General features: G+C 43.5%; 20 protein-coding genes and 1 pseudogene. 14 read left to right on the top strand and 7 right to left on the bottom strand.

The genetic code is table 11. The features are described 5' to 3' along the window. Positions 1-5 precede the first annotated feature (5 nt). From smc to ligA, 3 genes are all read left to right on the top strand, one after another. Entirely contained in the window at positions 6-3,470 is a 3,465-nt protein-coding gene (gene smc / locus FTV43_RS01750; RefSeq protein WP_179994723.1) for a chromosome segregation protein SMC, read from the top strand. Position 3,471: 1 nt separating this feature from the next. Then, positions 3,472-4,521: a cell division protein ZipA C-terminal FtsZ-binding domain-containing protein gene (locus tag FTV43_RS01745; protein WP_179994722.1), complete on the top strand. Its 1,050-nt coding sequence runs from the start codon at positions 3,472-3,474 to the stop codon at positions 4,519-4,521. Positions 4,522-4,698: 177 nt separating this feature from the next. Further along, on the top strand, positions 4,699-6,735 hold the full coding sequence (gene ligA / locus FTV43_RS01740; RefSeq protein ID WP_179994721.1) for an NAD-dependent DNA ligase LigA: 2,037 nt from the start codon (positions 4,699-4,701) through the stop codon (positions 6,733-6,735). Positions 6,736-6,821: 86 nt separating this feature from the next. Here the strand turns inward: ligA and FTV43_RS01735 are convergent, their stop codons facing one another. Continuing rightward, complete coding sequence (locus FTV43_RS01735) at positions 6,822-7,883, bottom strand: aldehyde reductase (RefSeq protein ID WP_004972358.1); 1,062 nt, start codon at positions 7,881-7,883, stop codon at positions 6,822-6,824. Between the two features lie 324 nt (positions 7,884-8,207). Between FTV43_RS01735 and bfr the strand changes: the two genes are divergently transcribed. The 6 genes from bfr to bioD all read left to right on the top strand — a co-directional run bounded on the left by bfr (position 8,208) and on the right by bioD (position 13,594). Beyond that, positions 8,208-8,672 (top strand): bacterioferritin, encoded by a 465-nt coding sequence (gene bfr, locus FTV43_RS01730; RefSeq protein WP_004972356.1) that lies wholly within the window; start codon positions 8,208-8,210, stop codon positions 8,670-8,672. Positions 8,673-8,860: 188 nt separating this feature from the next. Continuing rightward, entirely contained in the window at positions 8,861-9,592 is a 732-nt protein-coding gene (locus FTV43_RS01725) for an alpha/beta fold hydrolase (RefSeq protein ID WP_179994720.1), read from the top strand. 99 nt (positions 9,593-9,691) lie between these two features. Further along, positions 9,692-10,975, top strand: a complete 1,284-nt coding sequence (bioA, locus tag FTV43_RS01720; RefSeq protein WP_179994737.1) for an adenosylmethionine--8-amino-7-oxononanoate transaminase — start codon at positions 9,692-9,694, stop codon at positions 10,973-10,975. After that, entirely contained in the window at positions 10,972-12,129 is a 1,158-nt protein-coding gene (locus FTV43_RS01715) for an 8-amino-7-oxononanoate synthase (RefSeq protein WP_179994719.1), read from the top strand. The genes bioA and FTV43_RS01715 overlap by 4 nt, the downstream gene beginning before the upstream one ends. An 8-nt stretch (positions 12,130-12,137) precedes the next feature. Next, the gene (bioC, locus tag FTV43_RS01710) at positions 12,138-12,947 is read left to right on the top strand and encodes a malonyl-ACP O-methyltransferase BioC (RefSeq protein WP_179994718.1); all 810 of its coding nucleotides are present in this window, start codon (positions 12,138-12,140) and stop codon (positions 12,945-12,947) included. Beyond that, positions 12,944-13,594: a dethiobiotin synthase gene (bioD, locus tag FTV43_RS01705; RefSeq protein WP_096902081.1), complete on the top strand. Its 651-nt coding sequence runs from the start codon at positions 12,944-12,946 to the stop codon at positions 13,592-13,594. Before bioC ends, bioD begins: the two co-directional genes overlap by 4 nt. A 365-nt stretch (positions 13,595-13,959) precedes the next feature. Here the strand turns inward: bioD and rluB are convergent. From rluB to FTV43_RS01675, 6 genes and pseudogenes are all read right to left on the bottom strand, one after another. Then, positions 13,960-14,883, bottom strand: a pseudogene (gene rluB / locus FTV43_RS01700) (23S rRNA pseudouridine(2605) synthase RluB); the annotation flags it as partial. A 41-nt stretch (positions 14,884-14,924) separates the two neighbouring features. Next, positions 14,925-15,518: an SMC-Scp complex subunit ScpB gene (scpB, locus tag FTV43_RS01695; RefSeq protein WP_178319276.1), complete on the bottom strand. Its 594-nt coding sequence runs from the start codon at positions 15,516-15,518 to the stop codon at positions 14,925-14,927. After that, complete coding sequence (locus tag FTV43_RS01690) at positions 15,515-16,309, bottom strand: ScpA family protein (RefSeq protein WP_179994717.1); 795 nt, start codon at positions 16,307-16,309, stop codon at positions 15,515-15,517. Before FTV43_RS01690 ends, scpB begins: the two co-directional genes overlap by 4 nt. A 337-nt stretch (positions 16,310-16,646) precedes the next feature. Beyond that, the gene (locus FTV43_RS01685) at positions 16,647-16,808 is read right to left on the bottom strand and encodes a hypothetical protein (protein ID WP_179994716.1); all 162 of its coding nucleotides are present in this window, start codon (positions 16,806-16,808) and stop codon (positions 16,647-16,649) included. Positions 16,809-16,876: 68 nt separating this feature from the next. After that, on the bottom strand, positions 16,877-17,494 hold the full coding sequence (locus tag FTV43_RS01680; protein ID WP_004972336.1) for an L-threonylcarbamoyladenylate synthase: 618 nt from the start codon (positions 17,492-17,494) through the stop codon (positions 16,877-16,879). A 91-nt stretch (positions 17,495-17,585) separates the two neighbouring features. Further along, positions 17,586-18,248: an elongation factor P hydroxylase gene (locus FTV43_RS01675; RefSeq protein ID WP_179994715.1), complete on the bottom strand. Its 663-nt coding sequence runs from the start codon at positions 18,246-18,248 to the stop codon at positions 17,586-17,588. Positions 18,249-18,346: 98 nt separating this feature from the next. On the opposite strand from FTV43_RS01675, the gene FTV43_RS01670 reads away from it, so the two are divergent. From FTV43_RS01670 to acpP, 5 genes are all read left to right on the top strand, one after another. Then, entirely contained in the window at positions 18,347-18,904 is a 558-nt protein-coding gene (locus FTV43_RS01670) for a DUF177 domain-containing protein (protein WP_104853113.1), read from the top strand. A 76-nt stretch (positions 18,905-18,980) separates the two neighbouring features. Continuing rightward, positions 18,981-19,166 carry a 50S ribosomal protein L32 gene (rpmF, locus tag FTV43_RS01665; RefSeq protein WP_000290730.1) on the top strand — a complete coding sequence of 62 codons (186 nt, stop codon included), beginning with the start codon at positions 18,981-18,983 and terminating at the stop codon, positions 19,164-19,166. A gap of 204 nt (positions 19,167-19,370) precedes the next feature. Continuing rightward, complete coding sequence (fabD, locus tag FTV43_RS01660) at positions 19,371-20,357, top strand: ACP S-malonyltransferase (protein ID WP_096902067.1); 987 nt, start codon at positions 19,371-19,373, stop codon at positions 20,355-20,357. After that, entirely contained in the window at positions 20,354-21,088 is a 735-nt protein-coding gene (fabG, locus tag FTV43_RS01655; protein WP_019837736.1) for a 3-oxoacyl-ACP reductase FabG, read from the top strand. Before fabD ends, fabG begins: the two co-directional genes overlap by 4 nt. Positions 21,089-21,171: 83 nt before the next feature. Beyond that, positions 21,172-21,408 carry an acyl carrier protein gene (acpP, locus tag FTV43_RS01650; RefSeq protein WP_001279871.1) on the top strand — a complete coding sequence of 79 codons (237 nt, stop codon included), beginning with the start codon at positions 21,172-21,174 and terminating at the stop codon, positions 21,406-21,408. Positions 21,409-21,606: the final 198 nt, after the last annotated feature.

The following is a 21,606-nucleotide window of genomic DNA, read 5'->3' as shown; positions in this document are numbered from 1 at the left end:
ACATTATGCGTTTAAGCAGTTTAAAACTTTCTGGCTTCAAATCTTTTGCCGACAGTACGACCTTACATTTTAAAGCCAACCGTACCGCTGTGGTGGGGCCGAATGGTTGTGGTAAATCCAATGTGATTGACGCCATTCGTTGGGTGATGGGCGAATCTAGTGCGCGCCAGTTGCGTGGCGGCAGTATGCAGGACGTGATTTTTACAGGAACAGCCAAACGCAAACCTGTAGGCGTAGCCAGTGTTGAACTGCGTTTTGACAATACCTATGGCAAATTGGGCGGTGCTTATAACGCCTATAATGAACTGTCGGTACGTCGGCAGGTCAACCGTGATGGTAAGTCTGAATATTTTTTAAATGGAACCAAGTGTCGTCGTCGTGACATCACCGATATTTTTCTGGGTACAGGTTTAGGCCCGCGTTCTTATGCAATTATTGAACAGGGCATGATTAATCGTTTGGTTGATGCCAAACCTGAAGAAATGCGGGTGTTTATTGAAGAAGCGGCAGGCGTGTCACGTTATCAGGCGCGTCGTCGTGAAACCATGCTGCATTTGGATCACACCACGCAGAACTTGGCGCGTTTGGAAGATATTGCTTCAGAACTAAAATCGCAATTAAAAACCTTAAAACGTCAGTCAGAAACAGCAATTCAATACAAAGCGCTTGAGAGCGAAATTCGCACCATTAAAGTCGAAGTGTTGTCTTTTCAGTGTGAACAAAGTGCACGTTTACAGCAAGAATATACCCTGAGTATGAATGAGTTAGGGGAAAGTTTTAAATTGGTGCGCTCTGAGCTGACCACTTTGGAACATGACTTAACTGCGACCAGTGAGTTGTTTCAGCGTTTGATTCAGCAATCGACACCGCTACAGCAAGAATGGCAACAGGCAGAAAAGGAACTGGCTGAACTGAAAATGACTTTGGAACAAAAACAAAGTTTGTTTCAGCAAAATACCGCGACTTTATCGCAGCTTGAACAACAAAAAGCACAAACCAAAGAGCGTTTGCAGTTGATTGAATTGCAGCTAGAGAGTTTGGTCGATCAGCAAGAAAACCAACAGGCAAATCTACAGCAGCAAGATCATTTGGCGCAGCAGCAGAGCCAGCAATTTCAGGATTTAAAAGCACAGCAACAAACCCAAGCTGCACAATATGCCCAAGTCAAAGCGCAAGTAGAACAGCAACAACAAAAGCATGTGCACATGCAGGCGCAAAGTGAGCAGTTAGCCAAAAATATCAGCCGTATTGAACAGCAAAAACAAACCCTGACACAGCAGTTTGCACAAATTCAGCAGCAGGATGGGCAAGACAACCTGCAGCAATTACACGATGAAAAGCAGCGTTTGCAGATGGAATTGGGCGTTTCAGAACAGCGTATTCAGGAAACTACGCTGCAACTGAGTACCTTGCAGGCACAGTATCAAGCGCACCAAACCCAGTGTGCAGCGCTGAAATCCGAAATTCAGATTTTGCAGTCTGAGCAGAAAAATCTAAATCAATTGCTTATTAAGCAAAGCCCCAAAGTGGCAAACGATGTAGTGCAGTTGATGCAAGTATTACAACTTGCAGATACAGCCAAAGCATATGCCAGTTTGATTGAAAAGTTTTTATCTAAATGGCTGTCTGCACAGCTGGTCGATTTAAATAGTACCTTTCAGGACAGCTGCGCACGTCAGTTAAAAGTTAATGCTGTTATAGATCACCAAACATCGGCCATGCAATTGTCTGGCTGTGAATGTTTAAGTGACTGGATTGCTTCACCGCAAAGTAGCTTGTGGCAAAGTGTCGCAATTACAGAAAGTTTATCGCAGGCTTTGGCATTGCAAGTGCAATTACAAGCAGGGCAGTCTATCCTTAGTTTAGATGGTTATCATGTGGGAGCAGACTGGGTAATCGGGCTGTTTTATGATGAAGCGGCACAGGCAGGGCAAGGGGCATTAAGCCACCGGATTCGCTTGGATGAAATTGAACAGGCGTTGGCGTTGCAACTGCCACAATATGAGCAAGCAGAACAGCAACTGCCTGAATTGCAGCAACAGGTAAAACAGTTGCAGCAGCAATTGCAGCAACAACAGCAACAGCTCAAACAGCAACAGCAAGCCTTGCAAACGCTAGATGTGCAAATGGCGAAAGCCGAAAGTGCGGCACAGGCTTTTGCAGTACAGCAACAGCAATTACAGCATCAATTGGCACAATTAGATGAGCAGCTTGAAGAAGATGCCATGCAAAAAGATGATCTGGAAATTGATTTGCATGCTTTGGCTTTTAAACTTGAGCAAGCCTTACCGCAGTATAAAATCTTGCAATTTCAGGTCGAGCAGCTGAATGAGCAGCTGGATAGTTCACAGCAACAGTTTCAGCAGCAGCAACAAGAAGTGGATCTGTTACGTCGTCAAGCGGTACAAACTCAGCAGCAAATTGAACTGTTAGAAAAAGATGCCACTTTCTTAAAAGCACAATATCAACAAATTGTGGCGCAAATGGAACAAGCCAAAAAGTTTGTCGATCCTGTTCAGTTGGAATTGCCTGACTTGGAAACTCAGTTTTCAGAGCAGCAGCAGCAGACTGAAAAGCTGCAAAAAACTTGGCAGGAATGGCAAGTGGAATTGAACAGTGTGCAGTCCAAACAGCAGCAATTGACCGAACAGCGCCAGCAACAGCAGCAGCAAGATGAGCAGCTACGTGCACAGCTTGAAGAAAAGCGTTTGGCGTGGCAGTCGGCCAAGTCGGACTATCAGCATTATTCTGAACTGTTAAAAGATTTAAACAGCGAGATCATCACAGGTTTGCAGATTGATGTCGCTGCGCATCAACAAAAACTGGCGAAAGCGCAGCAACAGTTTGATAAATTGGGTGCGGTCAATTTGGCGGCTTCGGAAGAATATGAAGAAGTATCTGCCCGTTTTGCAGAATTAAGCCATCAAATTGAAGACTTGGAAAATACCGTTTCGCAGTTACAGGCGGCAATGAAAAGTATTGATCAGGAAACTCGTAAACTGTTTATGAATACTTTTGATCAGGTGAATACCGAATTGCAGGAGTTGTTTCCTAAAGTCTTTAATGGCGGTGAAGCGAGTCTGAGCTTGGAAGATGACTGGCAATCTGGGGTGAAATTGATGGCGCGTCCACCGGGTAAGCGCAACAGTTCTTTGGCCTTACTTTCAGGGGGTGAAAAAGCACTGACAGCTTTGGCTTTGGTTTTTGCAATCTTCCGTTTAAACCCAGCGCCATTTTGCGTACTCGATGAAGTTGATGCACCGTTAGATGATGCTAACGTGGGGCGCTTTTGTAATTTAGTAAAAGAACTTTCTGAACAAGTGCAATTCATTTACATTACACATAATAAACTTGCTATGACGATGGCAACCGACCTCTTAGGTGTTACCATGCCTGAACCGGGAACCTCAAAATTAGTAACCGTAAATTTAGAAGAAGCCGCAGAATACGGCCTAGTCGCGGAGGCATAATATGGAAATCACCACAATCGTTGGAATTGTCATCGCTATTGTGATCATGGCGTTTGGTTTGAAAATGATTCTAAAAAAACCTGTAGATTCAGCGCCATCCTTAGATTCGGAACTGCAATTTAATGCAGAAAGCCAAAAACCGATTATTCCACGCCATGTACGTGACCAATTGCAAAGCGACGCTACGCCACCGCGTGTGGAGCCGACTTTAACGGTAGATGAAGTTACGCAAGATGCGCCTGCCAAGTCTGAACCACAGGCTTTAACGGATGATGTCGTGGCTTCTTCAAGCACAGAAACTGACAAAGTTGAACCGAGTTTGCAGGCAAATACAGAAAATTCTGAGCTTGATCCATCCACAACGATATCGAAGTCTGAAGTTGCACAAGACACGCCAAGCCCGACAGCGACAACTTCAGAATATTCATTATCGGATGAAATTCAGCAAGTGATTGTAGAAACTGAACCGAATGCGCAGACTGTCGAGCAAAACAAAGCTTCGACTGAATACAGCCTGAATCAACACATTGAAACTGCCGAAATTTCAGAATTTAATGAAGAAAGCAGCATTTTAGATTCGCATTTGTATGAACAAAAAATCATGGATGAAGAAAGTGCCTTGGCAACCGCTGAATCTTTTATCGCGCTGAATGTCTTCCCTGAACGTCGCATACTTTCGGGCGATAAAGCCTTAAAAGTCTTGATGAAATATGGTTTACGTTTCGGTGAAATGTCGTGTTTCCATCGTTATAACGAAGATGGCACTAAGCTATTATTCTCTGTGCTACAAATTAATGATGAAGGTGCAGATGGCTTTGATTTAGAAACGCTATCGACTGAACAGGTTAAAGGTTTGGCATTTTTCCTCGCTTTACCGCATAGCGATGTGCAAAATGCTTTTGACACCATGGTTAGTATTTCGGGACTGATTGCGCGTGAAATTGATGGTACGGTCTATGACCAAAACCATTTGGAATTTACCCCACAATTACGTGAGCACTGGCGTCATCAAGCGATTGATTATCGTGCGGGTCAGGCAAGTCATAGCTAACATGCTGTATTTGTGCGCAGTGTAAGCAGAGTTGCGTAGAGTATTATTGATCAAAGTGATCTGAGATAAATTGCAACTTGTGGTAGGCATTTTTATAATGCTGTCAGCAAAATGGTAGCCTCGGCTACATAGAAACAGAAGGGCGGAACAAGACCGCCCTTTTTTATGGTGGAAAATATGTCTGTAGATTTAACTGTCGTGGCGCAAATGCGTCAATTGATTCAACTGCTTGCCAAGCACAATCATGCCTATTATGTGATGGATCAACCGACAATTGTAGACAGTGAATATGATCAGCTTTTCCATCAGCTCAAAGCGCTAGAACAGCAATATCCAGATTTGGTGCAGCCAGATACCCCAACCAATAAAGTCGGTGGTACGCCTTTGGCGAAATTTACCAGTGTGACCCACACTGTACCGATGCTGTCTTTAGGCAATGTTTTTAATCAGGAGGAATTATTTGCCTTTGCAAGACGTGTTGAAGAGCGCTTGCCTAACCAAAATATTGAATACGATGTTGAACTCAAATTTGATGGTCTGGCCATTTCGCTTTGGTATGAGCATGGGGTATTGGTGCGTGGTGTGACCCGTGGTGATGGCGAAACTGGAGAAGATATTACCCACAATGTCAAAACCATCCGTAATTTGCCTAAAGTCTTGAGTGCGGATGCAACTGCCATTCCTGAATTTTTGGAAGTGCGTGGCGAAGTGCTGATGCCAAAACTTGGCTTTGAAAAACTTAACGCTGCCAATACAGCCAAAGGTGAAAAAACTTTTGCCAATCCACGCAATGCAGCAGCTGGCAGTTTACGTCAGTTAGACCCGAATATTGCGGCTTCACGTCCTTTAGCATTCTATGCTTATGGCATTGCGCAATGTGTGCCGCCTCATGGACAAAGCACCATGTCCGACAGTTTGGCATGGTTGGGGCAGTTTGGTTTTGAAATTGGCGAACGTCATTTTGTCTGCAAGAGCATTCAAGATGTTCAGGCGGCCTATGAGCAAATTAACCTTGAGCGTCCGAATTTAAGCGTTGAAATTGATGGCATGGTGGTCAAGGTCAATGACTTGAAACAGCAACAGCAATTGGGCTTTTTAAGTCGTGAGCCGCGCTGGGCGACTGCCTATAAATTCCCTGCAGTTGCCGCTTTAACCACCATTGAAAATATTGATTGGCAAGTGGGGCGCACAGGTACGTTGACGCCTGTGGCACGTTTAAACCCCGTTGCGGTAGGTGGTGTGACGGTATCCAATGTTACTTTGCATAATATTGGTGAAATTCACCGTTTGGATGTGCGTTTAGGCGATACGGTCAGTGTTTACCGTAGTGGTGATGTGATTCCCAAAGTTGAAAAAGTCTGGCCTGAATTTCGCCTTGCCGATGCGCAAGAAGTGCATTTACCTGAACAATGCCCTGTGTGTGATTCGCCTGTGGTGATGCCTGAAGGTGAGGCTTTGGCGCGTTGTTCAGGCGGTTTGTATTGTGCGGCACAGCGTATTGAAGCGATTCGTCATTTTGTGTCACGTAAAGCCATGGATATTGAAGGTTTGGGTGATCGTTGGGTGGAGTCATTACTGCATCTGAACTTGCTACAAAATGTGGCTGATATTTATCATTTACACGAACACCGCGACACTTTGCTCGGCATTGAAAAAATGGGTGAGAAGTCGGTTCAAAACTTGATTGACTCGATTGAAAACAGCAAAAAAACTACTTTGGCTGCGTTTATTTATGCCTTGGGAATTCGTGGTGTGGGCGAAACCACCGCGCGGATGCTTGCCAATACTTTTCAGACTTTAGAGGCTTTGCGTGAAGCTGATTTAGAAGCGTTAAAGAAAACTCCAGATGTGGGAGATATTACGGCAGAATGGATTTTGGACTTTTTCCAAGCGCCGCATAATTTAGAAGTGTTGGATCGTTTATTAGCTGCAGGCATTCATTGGGATGCTCCGATTGCACCGACACGTCAGCCTTTGAATGGTGAAAGTTGGGTGATTACAGGGACGTTGAGCCAAATGGGACGCGATGAAGCGACTCAGTTGTTGCAGGCTTTGGGTGCACGGGTGAGTGGTAGTGTTTCGGGTAAAACCAAATGTGTCGTGGCGGGTGAGAAAGCTGGCTCAAAGCTGGAAAAAGCCGAGAAGTTGGGTGTGCAGGTCATGAATGAAGCTGAGTTTATTCAGCTGATGCAGGAATATGGTGTGCTTGAATAAGCATCATCCTACATTTTATCCACTAATAGGTACAAAGGCACTTCAACGATGAAGTGCCTTGGTTTTTACTGAGAGAAGTCGAAGGTTTAACGTTTCTTCACAATGCCATCATCAATGAGTTGCTGAAAATGTTCGACTAGACTGGTTTCAATATTGCGGTAGTGCATACCCAATTCACGCTGACTTTTTTCCGCATTAAAATAAATTGGGTAGCCCATATTCAGTTCCACAAATTTACGGGAAAAACCAAGTAGAGGGCCAAAGGCTTTAAAGGCAAATTTAGGTAACTGATTGCGTGGGAAAGGGTATTTACGTCCAAAGTGCTGCGCTAAAATTTTGCCCATTTCCAATAAGCTGAGTGTGCCACCGCTAATAATATAGCGACCTTCAGCAGCAGGGTTGAATGCGGCCTGAATGTGAGCATCGGCAACATCACGCACATCGACAATGCCATTCCACATAGCAGGGACACCTGCCAAGGTCATACCGTTGGCAAACTGCAATAACACTTCCACGCTGCCCGATTGGGTGTTTTTGGTCAACGATGGGCCAAGCACCAAAGCAGGGTTGATACAGACCAAATCCCAGCGGTTTTGTGCCTTTGCCATTTCCCAAGCTTTGCGTTCAGCTGCCACTTTTGAATAAGGATAAGGCTGATGCTCAGGGCTGCTGCTAGTATTCCAGTGACTTTCATCAAAGCGATTATTGGCCGTATTTAAAATATCAATCGCATCGCCATAGGTTGCAGCAATACTTGAAGTCACCACTACACGCTTTACCGATGCAGTACGATTAACGCTGTTTAATACATTTTCGGTGCCTATGACGGCAGGTTCAATAATGTCTTTAACTGCATCTTTATAATTGGTGACCACAAAAGGCGAGGCCATGTGCAGCACGATTTCACAACCTTGCATGGCGGCATCAAAAGCACCTTCTTCAAGTAAGTTGGCTTGGAATAATTGTAAGTTGCCTGTGCTTTTTGCCGCGATATCAGTCAGATGTTGAAAACTGTGGGTTTTATTCAGATCACGCACCGTCGCGTGTACGGTATGTCCTTGTTCAAGCAGGTTTTTAATGACCCAACTGGCAATATAGCCTGTTGCGCCTGTGACTAAAATGGGTGCAGATGTATTTAGATTTGTCATTATTTTAAGAAAGTGATGGAACTCGTGACTATCATAAAGCAGCTGGGTTTTAAAATCCGCTTTTTAGGCGTTTTTTACGATACTTGAGCGTCAAAGTATGGTTTCTTTCAATATTTACAAAATGATGCAAAATCATTGTATTGTCATTTTTAAAGCTAAGTTTTGCCAAGCAGTTGTTTTATATATGGGAATTTTTAAGTTATATTGCAAATGCGTATGTTTCTCATTTTAATTTTATAAAAATCATGGGTTTACAATAATTAACTTTTGCAATTTTGCCTGAATGTGTCCATAATGACTGGATTAAGAAAGGGAGTACAGCAAATGCGTGGCAATCCAGAAGTCGTAGACTATTTAAATATGTTGATTGGTGGCGAACTGGCTGCTCGCGATCAATACCTGATTCATTCGCGTATGTATGAAGATTGGGGTTTAAGCAAAATTTTTGAGCGCATTGACCATGAAATGCAGGAAGAAGCGCAGCATGCCGATGCTTTAATTCGTCGTGTATTGTTCCTTGAAGGCACTCCAAATATGCAGCGCGATGACATCGACGTGGGTGAAGATGTGGTGTCTTGCTTAAAAGCCGATTTAAAACTGGAATACGAAGTACGTGAAAAATTGGCGCAAGGCGTAAAATTGTGTGAAGAAAAAGGCGATTATGTCAGCCGTGATATGTTGCGTCAGCAAATGACCGACACAGAAGAAGATCATACGTACTGGTTGGAAAAACAATTACGTTTAATTGAATTGATTGGTTTACAAAACTACATTCAATCGCAAATGTAATCTGATCAAAGCAAAATAGACCAAAACCCGATTTATGATAAGTCGGGTTTTTTTATAGATCGGTTTTTATAGATTGGCTTTTTTATATCAATTGGTTTTTTTAAGGATGTATCTTGGTGCTTTGCAGATGTCGATTGAGCCGATTCAGTATTATACTGAGGTGATTTTCTAACTTGAGAGCAAGCCACGTGCAACAACAGATTTTATTGATTACAGGCTGGGGCGGTGGTACTGCACTCTTAAATCCGTTACAGCAAGCCTTAACTGCACAAGGTTTTCGGGTTGAGCTCATCAATATTTTTAACGCTACTGATGCTCAAGTCATGCAGCAACAGGTTGAATTTGCACGTCAGTTTGATGTAATTATGGGCTGGTCACTGGGTGGGCAATTGGCAACGCTACTGGTCGATGCGATTGCCAGCCAATATGCAGGATATAAAACCTTAATTACCATTGCATCCAATCCGTGTTTTGTTGCACAAGCCGATTGGGATACCGCTATGCCACAAGCCACGTTTGCCCAGTTTAAACAATCTTTTGCACAAGACCCAATTCTGACCCTAAAGCGTTTTGGTTTTATGGTGTGTCAAGGTGTCACTGGTAGTAAAACCGACCTATTACAATTACAAAGTTTGGTTCAGCCACAGCCGCAATCTTTGCTTCAACACGGTTTGGATTTATTGGAAAACTTAAACTTGGTGACTAAGCTTAAAAATTATACAGGTCTGCAGTATCATCTTTTTGCCGAGCAGGATGTTTTAGTTGATTGCAAAGTTGCAGCTAAACTGCAAAATTTAGCTGCAAAGTTTTTAAGCGTAGATGTTTTGCAAGGCTCGCATGGGCTGCCATTGTTCCATGCCGATGAGTTGACTAGCAAAATCTGCCAATATTTACAGAAAAACCCGCCAACAGGTCCATAAGTGACAAATCTCGCAATTTATTTTATCTGTAGACAGGTTTAAGATTTAGCACATCAAGTTTTTTACAAGATCAAGGATGATGGTGGGATGACAGAACAGATGGATTTGGCTTTTGATCGTGAACATCTTTGGCATCCTTACACCTCTATGACTCAGCCCTTAACAACCTTTAAGGTTAAGCGGGCATTTGGCAGCACCATTGAACTTGAAGATGGTCGCCAGTTGATTGATGGCATGTCATCGTGGTGGTGTGCGATTCATGGCTACAACCATCCTAAACTGAACCGTGCTGTGACCGAGCAACTCGACAGTATGGCGCATATCATGTTTGGTGGATTGACCCATCGTCCTGCCATTGAGTTAGGGCGTTTGCTGCTCGAAATTACCCCACCGAGTTTAGATAAAATTTTTTATGCAGATTCAGGCTCCGTCGCCGTTGAAGTGGCGCTGAAAATGGCGGTGCAATACTGGACTGCACAAGGCAAAACTGAAAAAACCAATTTTATTACCACCCGTTCTGGCTATCATGGCGATACATGGAATGCCATGTCGGTTTGTGATCCTGTTACAGGGATGCATCAGGTTTTTGGCTCAAGTTTGGCGCGTCGTTATTTTGTATCTGCACCACAAACAGGTTTTGACCAAGAGTGGAATCCTGCCGATATTGCAGAATTGGCACAAAGTTTGGCCGAGCATCATCAACAGATTGCCGCCATGATTATTGAGCCGATTGTGCAAGGTGCAGGCGGCATGCGCTTTTATCATCCTGAATATTTGCGTCAAGCCAAATTGCTTTGTGAGCAATATGATGTGTTGTTAATTTTTGATGAAATTGCCACAGGTTTTGGGCGTACAGGCAAGTTGTTTGCATGGGAACATGCTCAGGTCGAACCCGATATTATGTGTATCGGCAAAGGGCTGACAGGCGGTTATATGACTTTGTCTGCCACATTGACCACGAAGCATGTTGCAGAAATGATTTCGCAGGGTGAGGCAGGTGTGTTTATGCATGGCCCGACCTTTATGGCAAATCCACTGGCTTGCGCGGTTGCAGTAAAAAGTACCCAATTATTATTAGAACAAGACTGGCAAGCCAATATTCAACGCATTCAGCAGCAACTTGAACAGCATTTAACGCCATTGGCTAATTTGGCATGGGTGCAGGATGTGCGGGTTTTAGGTGCAATTGGTGTGGTAGAACTTAAACATGCTGTCGATATGCAAAGCTTGCAACAAGAATTTGTGCAACGCGGTATTTGGGTGCGTCCATTTGGTAAATTGGTTTATGTGATGCCGCCGTATGTGATTACAGCAGCAGAACTAAATACTTTATTGCAGCAATTGGCTGAGGTGGTGGCAGGCATGCAAGGAGCGAGCGCATGAGTTTACTCGATCACTATGCAGAACAGCTTGATCAGCTTCGCCAACAGGGCAATTTTCGTCAGTTTCGCAGCAATCAACAGCAAGGTAAAACGATTGAAATTCAGCAACAGCAGATGCTGAATTTATCTTCCAATGATTATTTGGGTTTAGCCTCTGATTTGCGCTTACGTGAACAGTTTTTTGATGAAACACCGAATGCACAGCGTTTAATGAGTGCATCTTCATCACGTTTACTGACTGGAAATTTCCCTGCCTATGAACAGCTTGAAGCCACATTAACGCAATTATTTCATGGGCGAGCTGCCTTGCTGTTTAATAGCGGCTATCACATGAATATTGGTATTTTACCTGCATTGGCAGATGCGAAAACCCTAATTTTGGCCGATAAACTGGTACATGCCAGCATGATTGATGGCATTCGTTTGTCATCTGCAAAATATTTGCGTTATCGGCATAATGATTTGGCACATTTGCAGCAATTGCTGACGCAATATCATGCTGATGACAATTATGAACGCATTATTGTGGTGACTGAATCCATTTTTAGTATGGATGGTGATGAAACTGATTTAGCCGCATTGGTCGCGCTGAAACAGCAGTTTGCCAAAGTTATGTTATATGTCGATGAAGCACATGCGATTGGTGTGCGTGGGCAGCAAGGTTTGGGCTGTGCCGAACTATATGACGTGATTGATGCCATTGATTTTCTGGTCGGGACGTTTGGTAAAGCTGTTGCTTCAGTTGGGGGATATTTGATCTGTGATCCGATTATCCGCGATTACCTGATTAATCGAATGCGCCCGCTAATTTTTAGTACCGCACAGCCACCTATTTGTATGGCATGGACGCAGTTTATGCTGAATCAGATTGTGCACATGCAGACACAGCGTCAGCATTTGGCTGCTTTGAGCTTATATATGCAGCAGGGGATTCAGGCCAAAGGTTTTACCTGCCCATCGACTTCGCAAATTGTACCTGTGATTATTGGCGACTCTACTGCAACTGTAAGCAAAGCCCAACAGTTACAGACTGCAGGTTTTTATGTGATGCCTGTACGTCCGCCGACTGTACCGCAAGGCAGCTCACGACTGCGGATTTGTTTAAATACGCAATTTGAAACGGCAGATTTAACACAGTTACTGGATTTGCTTTGAGTGTGCGTATGCGTATAGATAAGGCACAAGTGGCACAGCGTTTTGCCCGCGCTCATCAGAGTTATAAAACGCATGCCGTGGTACAGCAGCAAATTTGTCAGCAGTTAATGGCAAAAATGCAGCAATATGTTGTACAGCAAAAGTTGTCAGATCAATCTCAGCTTTGCTTTGAAAACGTCTTGGAAATCGGCTGTGGTTCAGGGAATTTAACCGACTTGCTACTGCGTGAATTTCAAATTCAACAGCTGACTTTAAATGATTTATATGCCGAAGTGTTGCATGCGTATCTGCATCATCCTCAAACAACTAGTACGCAAATTCATGGCTTAATTGGCGATATAGAACAGCTCGATTTTCCGCAGTCTTTGGATTTAATTTGTTCGAGTTCGGCTTTGCAATGGGTGGAAGATTTTGGAGCATTATTGCGCAAGGCGAATCAAGCGTTAAAGCCGCAAGGGTATTTGTGCTTTTCGACGTTTGGCCCTCAAAACTTGACTGAAATTAAGCAATTAACAGGTCAAGGCTTACATTATTTGAGTATGGATGCGTTACAACAACAGCTTAAACAGCAGGGCTTTGAAGTATTACACTGTTCAGAGCAGCTTGAATCATTAAGTTTTGAACATCCCAAACAGATTTTGCAGCATTTAAAAGCCACAGGTGTCACGGGTACAGCACAAGGGCAGCGTTGGAACAAAACGACTTTAACCGAATTTTATCGGGGCTATGAACAGTTTAGTCAGCAGCATAGCTCACAGCAAAAAAGTTATACGCTCATGTATCATCCTATTTATTGTCTTGCACGGAGAATGCCATGACAGCTCAAGTCTATTTTGTGAGTGGTATTGATACAGGGATTGGCAAAACCTATGCCACAGGTTATTTGGCCAAGACCATGAATGAACAGGGTATTCAGACCATTACCCAAAAGCTGATTCAAACGGGCAATCAAGACGTTTCAGAAGATATTGAGCAGCATCGTAAAATTATGGGCAGTGAATGGTTGCCTGAAGATGATGACAAACTCACCATGCCTGAAATTTTTAGCTATCCTGCTTCACCGCATTTGGCTACACAAATTGATGGTCGTGAGATTGACTTTGCTAAAATTGAGGCTGCGACTGCGCAACTGGCAGCAAAGTATGATGCAGTATTATTAGAAGGTGCGGGTGGACTCATGGTGCCGCTGACCACAGACCTACTCACCATCGACTATATTGAGCAAAAACAATATCCTGTTATTTTGGTGAGTTCTGGGCGTTTGGGCAGTATTAACCACACTTTGCTCAGTTTGGAAGCTTTAAAAACACGTGGTTTGAATTTACATGCATTGGCATATAATTTGAACGATGAATCACAAGACCCTTTAATTTCGCAGGATACTGCCAAATATTTAAAAAATTATTTGTCAAAAAGCTTTCCAAAAGCACAGTGGATTGAAATTCCTGTATTGCCAAATATTTAATTTTTATTATTTTTTGTCCAACCAATTTGCCCAATAAAAAAGCCACACATGAACGTGTGGCTTTTTATCAATTTGGCGTATTTCAGCTTTTAGAATTTTTTAAAGCTTTTATTGCCAAACGGTTTGCGTGGTGCATTTTCGTCACGGCGTTCACGGTTGCCGTAGCTGTTACCATCCTGACGTGGTTCTCGGTTGCCGTAGCTATTGCCATCTTGATGACGTTCACGGTTGCCATAGCTGTTACCATCTTGGCGACGTTCACGGTTGCCATAGCTGTTGCCATCTTGGCGACGTTCGCGGTTGCCATAGCTGTTACCATCTTGACGACGCTCACGGTTGCCGTAACTGTTACCGTCTTGGCGTGGTTCGCGGTTGCCGTAACTGTTACCGTCCTGACGACGTTCACGCGGTGCAAAACCTGTGTTTTGTGCAGCTTCTTCGGTGTCACGACGTTGCTGACGCAAGAAACCACCACGACGTGCTGCCAACGGTTTTTCCTGCATACGCTCATTGCGACGTTTTGCCATGCCGTACAAACCTGTGCCTTGACGTGGTTTTAACTCAACCGCTTTGGCAAGGTTATCGATGTCATTTTTATCCAATTCCATCCAGCGACCTGTACGTAATTCACGCGGTAAAATTACCGTGCCGTAACGGGTACGCAATAGACGGCTGACTTTCAGACCTTGTGATTCAAAAATACGACGAACTTCGCGGTTACGACCTTCTTTTACCACCACTTGATACCAGCGGTTAATACCATCACCGCCAATTTCAGAGAAAGATTCAAACTTGGCAGGGCCATCATCTAGCACTACGCCGCGCAGCATGTTGTTTTTCAGTTGTGGTGTCACTTCACCCATCACACGAACTGCATATTCACGTTCAATTTCGTTCGATGGGTGCATTAAACGGTTGGCTAATTCACCATCGTTGGTGAATAGCAATAAACCTGTCGAGTTAATGTCCAGACGACCAACCATTACCCAACGATCATTGGCAATTGCAGGCAGGTTATCAAATACAGTTGGGCGCTGTTCTGGGTCGTTGCGTGAGCAAATTTCGCCTTCTGGTTTGTAGTAAATCAGAACACGACGACGAATTTCATCTTCAATTTGGAACTGAACTTTACGACCATCGATGCGAAGCTCATCACCTGGTTCGATACGTTCACCCACTTGGGCAACTTGGCCGTTGACACTCACACGACCAGCGGCAATGACTTCTTCCATATAACGGCGAGAACCCAAGCCTACTCGTGCGAGTACCTTTTGCAACTTTTCACTCATGACAGCATAACCTTAGAAATGATCATCAACAGTTTACCTATTCAAGACACAGACGCAGATGCATCGAGTGCCATGAAAGCTTCCTTGGCATCCTGTAGGGGAGGCAATTGACTTAAGGAATTCAAGCCAAACGCATTTAAAAATTGAGGCGTTGTAACCAACAACGCAGGTCTTCCTGGGAGTTCTCGGAAACCTGATTCTTTAATCCAGTTCCAATCAAACAATGTACGTAAAATTTGACTATTGTTTGATACTCCGCGAATTTGTTCAATATCTGCACGGGTCACAGGTTGGTGGTAGGCAATCACCGCCAGTATTTCTAGCAGTGAGGGTGAAAGTCGGGTCGGACGTTCAGGCCATACCTGTGTAATAATTGTACGATACTTTGCCCGCACCTGAAAACGGAAACCTTGTGCGGTTTCGATCAGTTCAATCGAGCGACCATGTTGTAACATGGCCAATTGTTGTAAAAACTGGCGCAATTGCGCTTTGCTGTACTTATCTTGAAACGCTTCTTTCAGACGTGCTAAAGACACAGCACTGTCACTGGCAAAAATAATTGCTTCGAGTTGCATTAGCAATTCATGCTGTTGCTCACCTTCAGACAGGTTTGAAACAATCTGTTCTGAGTTCATGCCTGCGCCCCTTGAATACTCAATGGTGCTTCAATACCACTGCTGATAATGCACACTTTTTGCTGGCGAGTCAGTTCTAAAATAGCCATAAATGTCACCACCATACCCATTCGCCCCTGACTTGGCTTGAGTAGCGCATCAAAACTGAGAATTTCACCCGAGGCGAGTTTAGCTTCAATAAACGCAATTCGTTCTTCGAGCAAAACAGGTTCTTGCAAAATTTGATGGGTCACAGGTTCAGGACGGTTAAAAATGCAGAACAACGCATCACGTAATTGATCGGCCGCATAGCCGACATTATTCACAGCAGTGTGTCCTAAGCCAACATTGGTGGCAAAGGTATCACGTTCTAAAACTGGCATTTGCCCAAGGCGTTCCGCCGCTTGCTTGACTCTTAAATATGTTTCTAGGCGGTCAATCAGCTCTTGTTTCGGGTCTTTCTCAATTGCACTGGCGCTTGGTGCTTTTGGCAATAACAGCCGTGATTTTAAATCGGCCAATAGTGCAGCCATCACCATATAATCGGCAGTCAGTTCAATATTTAGCGATTTCATGGCATCCATATACGACAAATATTGCGATGCAATCGGGGCAATATCTAACTGAAGTAAATCGAAGCCATTTTTTTGAATCAAGTAAATTAAAAAGTCGAGTGGTCCTTCGAAATGCTCTAACAGAATTTCAAATGCTGCAGGAGGAATATACAAATCCTCAGGAATCGACTCTTGCCACTCATCTAACACACGAATGTGTTGGGCAGGTTCCATCGCATTGTGGAGGGATTGATTCATTACAGTGTTGGGCCACGCGAATTTTCAAAAGCATGCAAATGCTATTTCCGCTTCAGATAAGAAGGAGATGGAGAAATAGCTCAGAATTAATAGCGGCTAGTCTAAAGGATATCGTGATTGAAATAAATCTGTTCTACGACCAAATATCAAAAAAAGCCTAAAATAAATCGGGATTGAGGGAGATTTAAGGCAAGTTGTAAAAATTAACTCATTCAATCTTTAAGTATTTATTTCTGTTTATTCTGTAATGCGTATTCAATCATTGCCATGCAGCTATCTTGCAGGCAAAGATTACGGCTTTCTGATTGTGCCAAAAGTGCTTTGCATAATGCTGCATCTAAAAATAAGTATAAGTAGCGGGAGGTTCAGGCATTGTTGCTGTGAATGCAGTTTTGGAACATACGATTGCATCGGACTCTAATGTCCAAGGATGTTGCACATAAATGTGCATCTCATCCGAGAACTGCTGCAAATTTAACAATACCTGAAATAAAGTCATCGGTTTAATTCATGCAAGCAAGGCTTTTAAACTGCCGTGCTGTCAATCACTTTGAAGGTAGTGAATGCTTATTCAAAAGCACTCACATCTCCCACACCACGACGCACAATTTGCGGGTTGTCGCCCGATAAATCAATAATACTGGTGGTGCTAAGTGTGCCTAAGCCACCATCAATCAGTACATCAATACGTTTGTTGAGTTGTAGATCAATCTCGTATGGATCATCTAAAGGGTCTTCTTGCCCCGGTAAAATCAGGGTGCTGGTCAGTAAAGGTTCGCCTAATTCTTTAAGCAGCATGCGACAAATGGGGTTGCTTGGAATACGCAAACCAATGGTTTTTTTATTGGGATGCATCAAGCGACGCGGAACTTCACTGGTCGCAGGTAAAATAAATGTGGTGACCGCAGGCGTATTGTTTTTCAGCAGACGATACATGGCATTGTCCACTTTGGCGTAGGTGGCAATATCCGATAAATCGGCACAAATAATGGCGTACTGGTGTTTAGCACCTAAACCACGAATTTGTGAAATGCGCTCCATCGCATTTTTGTTACCAATCTGGCAACCAATTGCATAGGCAGCATCGGTTGGATAAACCACCACATCGCCCGCGCGTATGCGTTCAACCGCTTGGCTGATAAGACGCGGCTGCGGATTTTCAGGATGTACTCTTAAATGCAACATATGAATTCCCTCAGTGCGTAATTGTGTTCGTCGCTTCATTATGAAAGGGGATGGATGTCGCTTGCAATCATTGCCCCATGCTTTATTGCATTTAATCTAGATTTTTACGTTCAAATTCTTCAATTTGTAATGTTTTGCCACCTCGGGTGCAGTAACAAATACATTCAATCAAGCGTTTTGCATCGCGTGGTAATTTGGCTTCGCCATTAAAATAACGCTGCACTTGTGCAAAGACATTGTCTTTAAAAGTGCTGCCATCTCCACCTTCACCCGTTAGGTTGTCTAAAGACACACGGAATTTACGCCCAAATGCTTGAGCAAACAGCCATTCTATCGCCTGTGGCTTTATTTCGACTTGTTCAAACAAGGCTTGTTGTTCTTGAGTGCGACCATCGGGGGCATACCAATAGCCTAAATCGGACAATAGGCGGCGTTGTTCACCTGCAATGGTCCAGTGGCTAATTTCATGCAGTGCACTATTAAAGAAGCCATGCGCAAATTGAATTCGTGCAGGTTGGCCTGTTGTTGCAGGAAAGTACTCAGGTTCAAAGTCACCTTTGACCAAGTTCACATTTAGGTGGGAAAACCAGTGATTAAAGTGTAAGATGAGCCAGTCCACCTGTTCCGCTTCTGTATTCAGTTTGGCCCAGTCCGAGAGTTGCACTTGGGGGGGCGAAGTGTCAGAATTGGTGGTTGGAAGTGTGCTCACAAGTGATGAAAAATTCACTTCTGTTTGCGGCTGCAACAGATGCATGACTGTGTTACCCAAAATTGGTCTGTCTAAATAAGTACAAAATTGTATCTTAATCTTTGACAGAGTACTGATGAATTTGTAGAATTGCCGCCTTAATTATGTCAGCAAATACCTTTCCGGCACAGATTGAGCCGTTTAAATGGGCTGAACAGGGCTTTACATGGTCAGGTAACCTGCCATTGTCTCGCTTTGCTCGTATCGCCCGTGAAGCTGTTGGATCAATTGATGATCAATTGGTTAACATAGACTGTAAGCTATCAATGGATGCGTATCATCGCATTGCATGGCTAGATGGTCATATTGAAACGAAAGTTCCAATGGAATGCCAGCGTTGCTTGGGTTCTGTAGAAATAGACCTCGTTTCAGATTTTCATCTAGCTCTTGTGGATGATGAGTCACTGATAGAGCGCTTGGATGAGGATGCTGATTTCATTGTATTAGGTGAAAGTGAAGCCACCAGCAAAGGCGATTATGACTCGCCAGCGACGGCTAATTTACTGACACTTATAGAAGATGAATTGTTATTGTTGTTGCCTTTATCTCCTAAGCATGATGCTTGCGAGCATAAGCATCAACCTGCCATTCAGAACATTGCTGAAGAAAAACGTGATAATCCGTTTGATGTTTTGGCAAGTTTGAAAGGTAAACTTAACTGAAAATTATGTTATAATTTCCAGTTAAGACAACTCAATTTGTTCTGATCCATTTTTTCGATCTTTGTAAGGAGCCATCATGGCCGTTCAGCAAAACCGTAAAAGTCGCTCTCGCCGTGACATGCGCCGTTCACATGACGCTTTAACCGAGAATGCATTAACTGTAGACCAAGCTACTGGTGAAACTCATCGTCGTCACCACGTAACTAAAGATGGTTTCTACCGTGGTCGTCAATTATTCGCTAAAGCAGCAGATGCTGAATAATTGGTGATGTATTAAGCGTCAAGCTTAGTAGAAAAAATGGGAGCGTAAGCTCCCTTTTTTTGTGCCCGATTTTTGTTGTATTTGGCAATTACTAAAAGCAAAATTAAGTGTTAAATTTTCGCTCCATAACTGAGCTTACATGAGAAGGTGTGGGTTGTAGTGGCTAAAAACTACAATTTGCGCATCTTAATTAAAGGATTTTTTATGTCTGCTAAACGACTCGAGCAAGCGGCTCAAGCCACTAAAACTGCATTTGTCTTTCCTGGTCAAGGCTCACAAAAAGCCGGTATGTTGGCTGAGCTTGCAGAACAGTTTAGCGGTGTGCGCGAAACATTTGCGGAAGCCTCTGAAGCAATTGGCTTTGACTTATGGCACATTGCACAAAGTGGTGAAGGTTTAGACCAAACAGAATTTACTCAGCCGGTATTACTCACTGCAAGTATCGCATTATGGCGTGTGTGGTTAGAGTTGGGTGGTGTTGCACCAAAATACTTAGCAGGGCACTCATTAGGCGAATACAGCGCATTGGTTGCAGCTGGCAGCCTAAGCTTGGGCGATGCAGTCAAATTGGTAAACTTACGCGGTAAGCTAATGCAAAACGCTGTACCACAAGGTCAAGGCGCTATGGCGGCTATTTTGGGTCTTGAAGATGCCAAAGTGCTAGAGCTATGCGAACAAGTTAATGTGCAAGGTCGTGGCTCTGTAGAAGCAGCCAACTACAACGCGCAAGGCCAAGTCGTGATTGCAGGCGATAAAACTTTAGTCGAAGCTGTGATGGCATTGGCTAAAGAAAATGGTGGCAAAGCTATTGCACTGCCTGTATCTGTACCTTCGCACTGTTCATTGATGAAACCTGCGGCAGAACAGTTTGCACAAGCTTTGGAACAAACTGCCATTGAGCTACCGCGTATTCCTGTAATACAAAATGTCAACGCTGGAATCGCGGCAGATGTTGCGCAATTAGGTCAGGCACTTACTGCGCAATTGTATCAATCGGTGCAGTGGACACAAACTATGCAATACCTACAAGATCAAGGTATTGAATATATCGTGGAATGTGGCCCAGGCAACGTATTGGCGAATCTTGCGAAGCGTTTACCGAATATCGAAAAAGCATTCCCACTCGACACACAAAGTCGTATGGAAGATGCGCTAAATGCCATTTTGGTGGCAGAAGGGAAAATTGCATGACACAAGAACGTAAAGTTGCATTAGTCACAGGTGCAAGCCGAGGGATTGGTGCAGCCATCGCTCAGCAACTTATTCAAGACGGTTTTTTTGTGGTAGGTACTGCCACTTCTGAAGCGGGCGCAGAAAAATTATCGGCAAGTTTTGCAGAAAACGGTGCAGGTAAAGTTTTAGATGTTCGTGATGGTGCTGCCATTGATGCCTTAGTTTCTGACATTGAACAAAGCTATGGTTCAGTTTTGGTATTGGTCAACAATGCGGGTATCACCAAAGATAATTTGTTACTGCGTATGTCAGAAGATGATTGGGATGACATTCTCAACATTCACTTAAAGGCAGTTTACCGTTTATCTAAACGTGTCTTGAAAGGCATGACCAAAGCACGTTTTGGACGCATTATTAATATTAGTTCTGTGGTGGCACATTTTGCGAACCCAGGACAAGCCAACTATTCTGCGGCAAAAGCCGGTATTGAAGCATTCAGCCGAAGCCTTGCCAAAGAAATGGGCAGTCGTCAAATTACAGTAAACTCGGTTGCGCCGGGCTTTATTGCAACTGAAATGACAGATCAGTTAAGTGAAGAAATTCGCAAAAAAATGAGTGAGCAAGTGGCATTAAACCGTTTAGGTGATCCACAAGATATCGCAAATGCAGTGAGTTTCTTGGCTTCTGACAAAGCTGGTTACATCACTGGTACAGTGTTACACGTAAATGGTGGTTTATACATGAGCTAAGCTCAAGTATAAACTTTCAAAATTTTATAGATTCAATTAAACTAACGGCATTAAAAACGCCACAAGCAATGAGGAGAATTCCTGTGAGCGATATCGAACAACGCGTTAAACAAGCGGTTGCAGAACAACTTGGTCTTAAAGCTGAAGAAATCAAAAACGAAGCATCTTTTATGGATGACTTAGGTGCTGACTCTTTAGACTTAGTAGAGCTTGTAATGTCTTTCGAAAACGATTTTGACATCACAATCCCAGACGAAGATTCTAACGAAATCACAACAGTTCAATCAGCAATCGACTATGTAACTAAAAAACTTGGTTAATTGTTGATTTCAGCTCTGCTGAAATGAAAGCCACCGCAAGGTGGCTTTTTTATGCGCTGTCATTTTTGCAAATTTGCACGCGATCATGAAAAAATGCATCTTTTTGAATGTGTGATGTGATTTACACTTTGTTACCAAGCTCGTGTCTAATCACAACCGAAGCGGCTTATTTTTTGGTTATAAATGAATGAGAACCGC

Origin of the sequence: Acinetobacter sp. YH16053, assembly GCF_013417035.1 — a bacterium.
GTDB classification, from domain to species: Bacteria; Pseudomonadota; Gammaproteobacteria; order Pseudomonadales; family Moraxellaceae; genus Acinetobacter; species Acinetobacter towneri.
Note: the sequence above shows the minus strand (reverse complement) of the source record. Positions and strands in the feature narration are given on the sequence as shown.

Coding starts and splice junctions, on each gene's coding strand:
- ligA (WP_179994721.1), top strand. CDS start 4,699: ATGTCTGTAGATTTAACTGTCGTGGCGCAAATGCGTCAATTGATTCAA.
- FTV43_RS01715 (WP_179994719.1), top strand. CDS start 10,972: ATGAGTTTACTCGATCACTATGCAGAACAGCTTGATCAGCTTCGCCAA.
- FTV43_RS01735 (WP_004972358.1), bottom strand. CDS start 7,883: ATGACAAATCTAAATACATCTGCACCCATTTTAGTCACAGGCGCAACA.
- bioD (WP_096902081.1), top strand. CDS start 12,944: ATGACAGCTCAAGTCTATTTTGTGAGTGGTATTGATACAGGGATTGGC.
- fabG (WP_019837736.1), top strand. CDS start 20,354: ATGACACAAGAACGTAAAGTTGCATTAGTCACAGGTGCAAGCCGAGGG.
- FTV43_RS01685 (WP_179994716.1), bottom strand. CDS start 16,808: ATGACTTTATTTCAGGTATTGTTAAATTTGCAGCAGTTCTCGGATGAG.
- FTV43_RS01690 (WP_179994717.1), bottom strand. CDS start 16,309: ATGAATCAATCCCTCCACAATGCGATGGAACCTGCCCAACACATTCGT.
- fabD (WP_096902067.1), top strand. CDS start 19,371: ATGTCTGCTAAACGACTCGAGCAAGCGGCTCAAGCCACTAAAACTGCA.
- bioC (WP_179994718.1), top strand. CDS start 12,138: ATGCGTATAGATAAGGCACAAGTGGCACAGCGTTTTGCCCGCGCTCAT.
- bfr (WP_004972356.1), top strand. CDS start 8,208: ATGCGTGGCAATCCAGAAGTCGTAGACTATTTAAATATGTTGATTGGT.
- FTV43_RS01670 (WP_104853113.1), top strand. CDS start 18,347: ATGTCAGCAAATACCTTTCCGGCACAGATTGAGCCGTTTAAATGGGCT.
- FTV43_RS01675 (WP_179994715.1), bottom strand. CDS start 18,248: ATGCATCTGTTGCAGCCGCAAACAGAAGTGAATTTTTCATCACTTGTG.
- scpB (WP_178319276.1), bottom strand. CDS start 15,518: ATGAACTCAGAACAGATTGTTTCAAACCTGTCTGAAGGTGAGCAACAG.
- FTV43_RS01680 (WP_004972336.1), bottom strand. CDS start 17,494: ATGTTGCATTTAAGAGTACATCCTGAAAATCCGCAGCCGCGTCTTATC.
- rpmF (WP_000290730.1), top strand. CDS start 18,981: ATGGCCGTTCAGCAAAACCGTAAAAGTCGCTCTCGCCGTGACATGCGC.
- FTV43_RS01745 (WP_179994722.1), top strand. CDS start 3,472: ATGGAAATCACCACAATCGTTGGAATTGTCATCGCTATTGTGATCATG.
- smc (WP_179994723.1), top strand. CDS start 6: ATGCGTTTAAGCAGTTTAAAACTTTCTGGCTTCAAATCTTTTGCCGAC.
- bioA (WP_179994737.1), top strand. CDS start 9,692: ATGGATTTGGCTTTTGATCGTGAACATCTTTGGCATCCTTACACCTCT.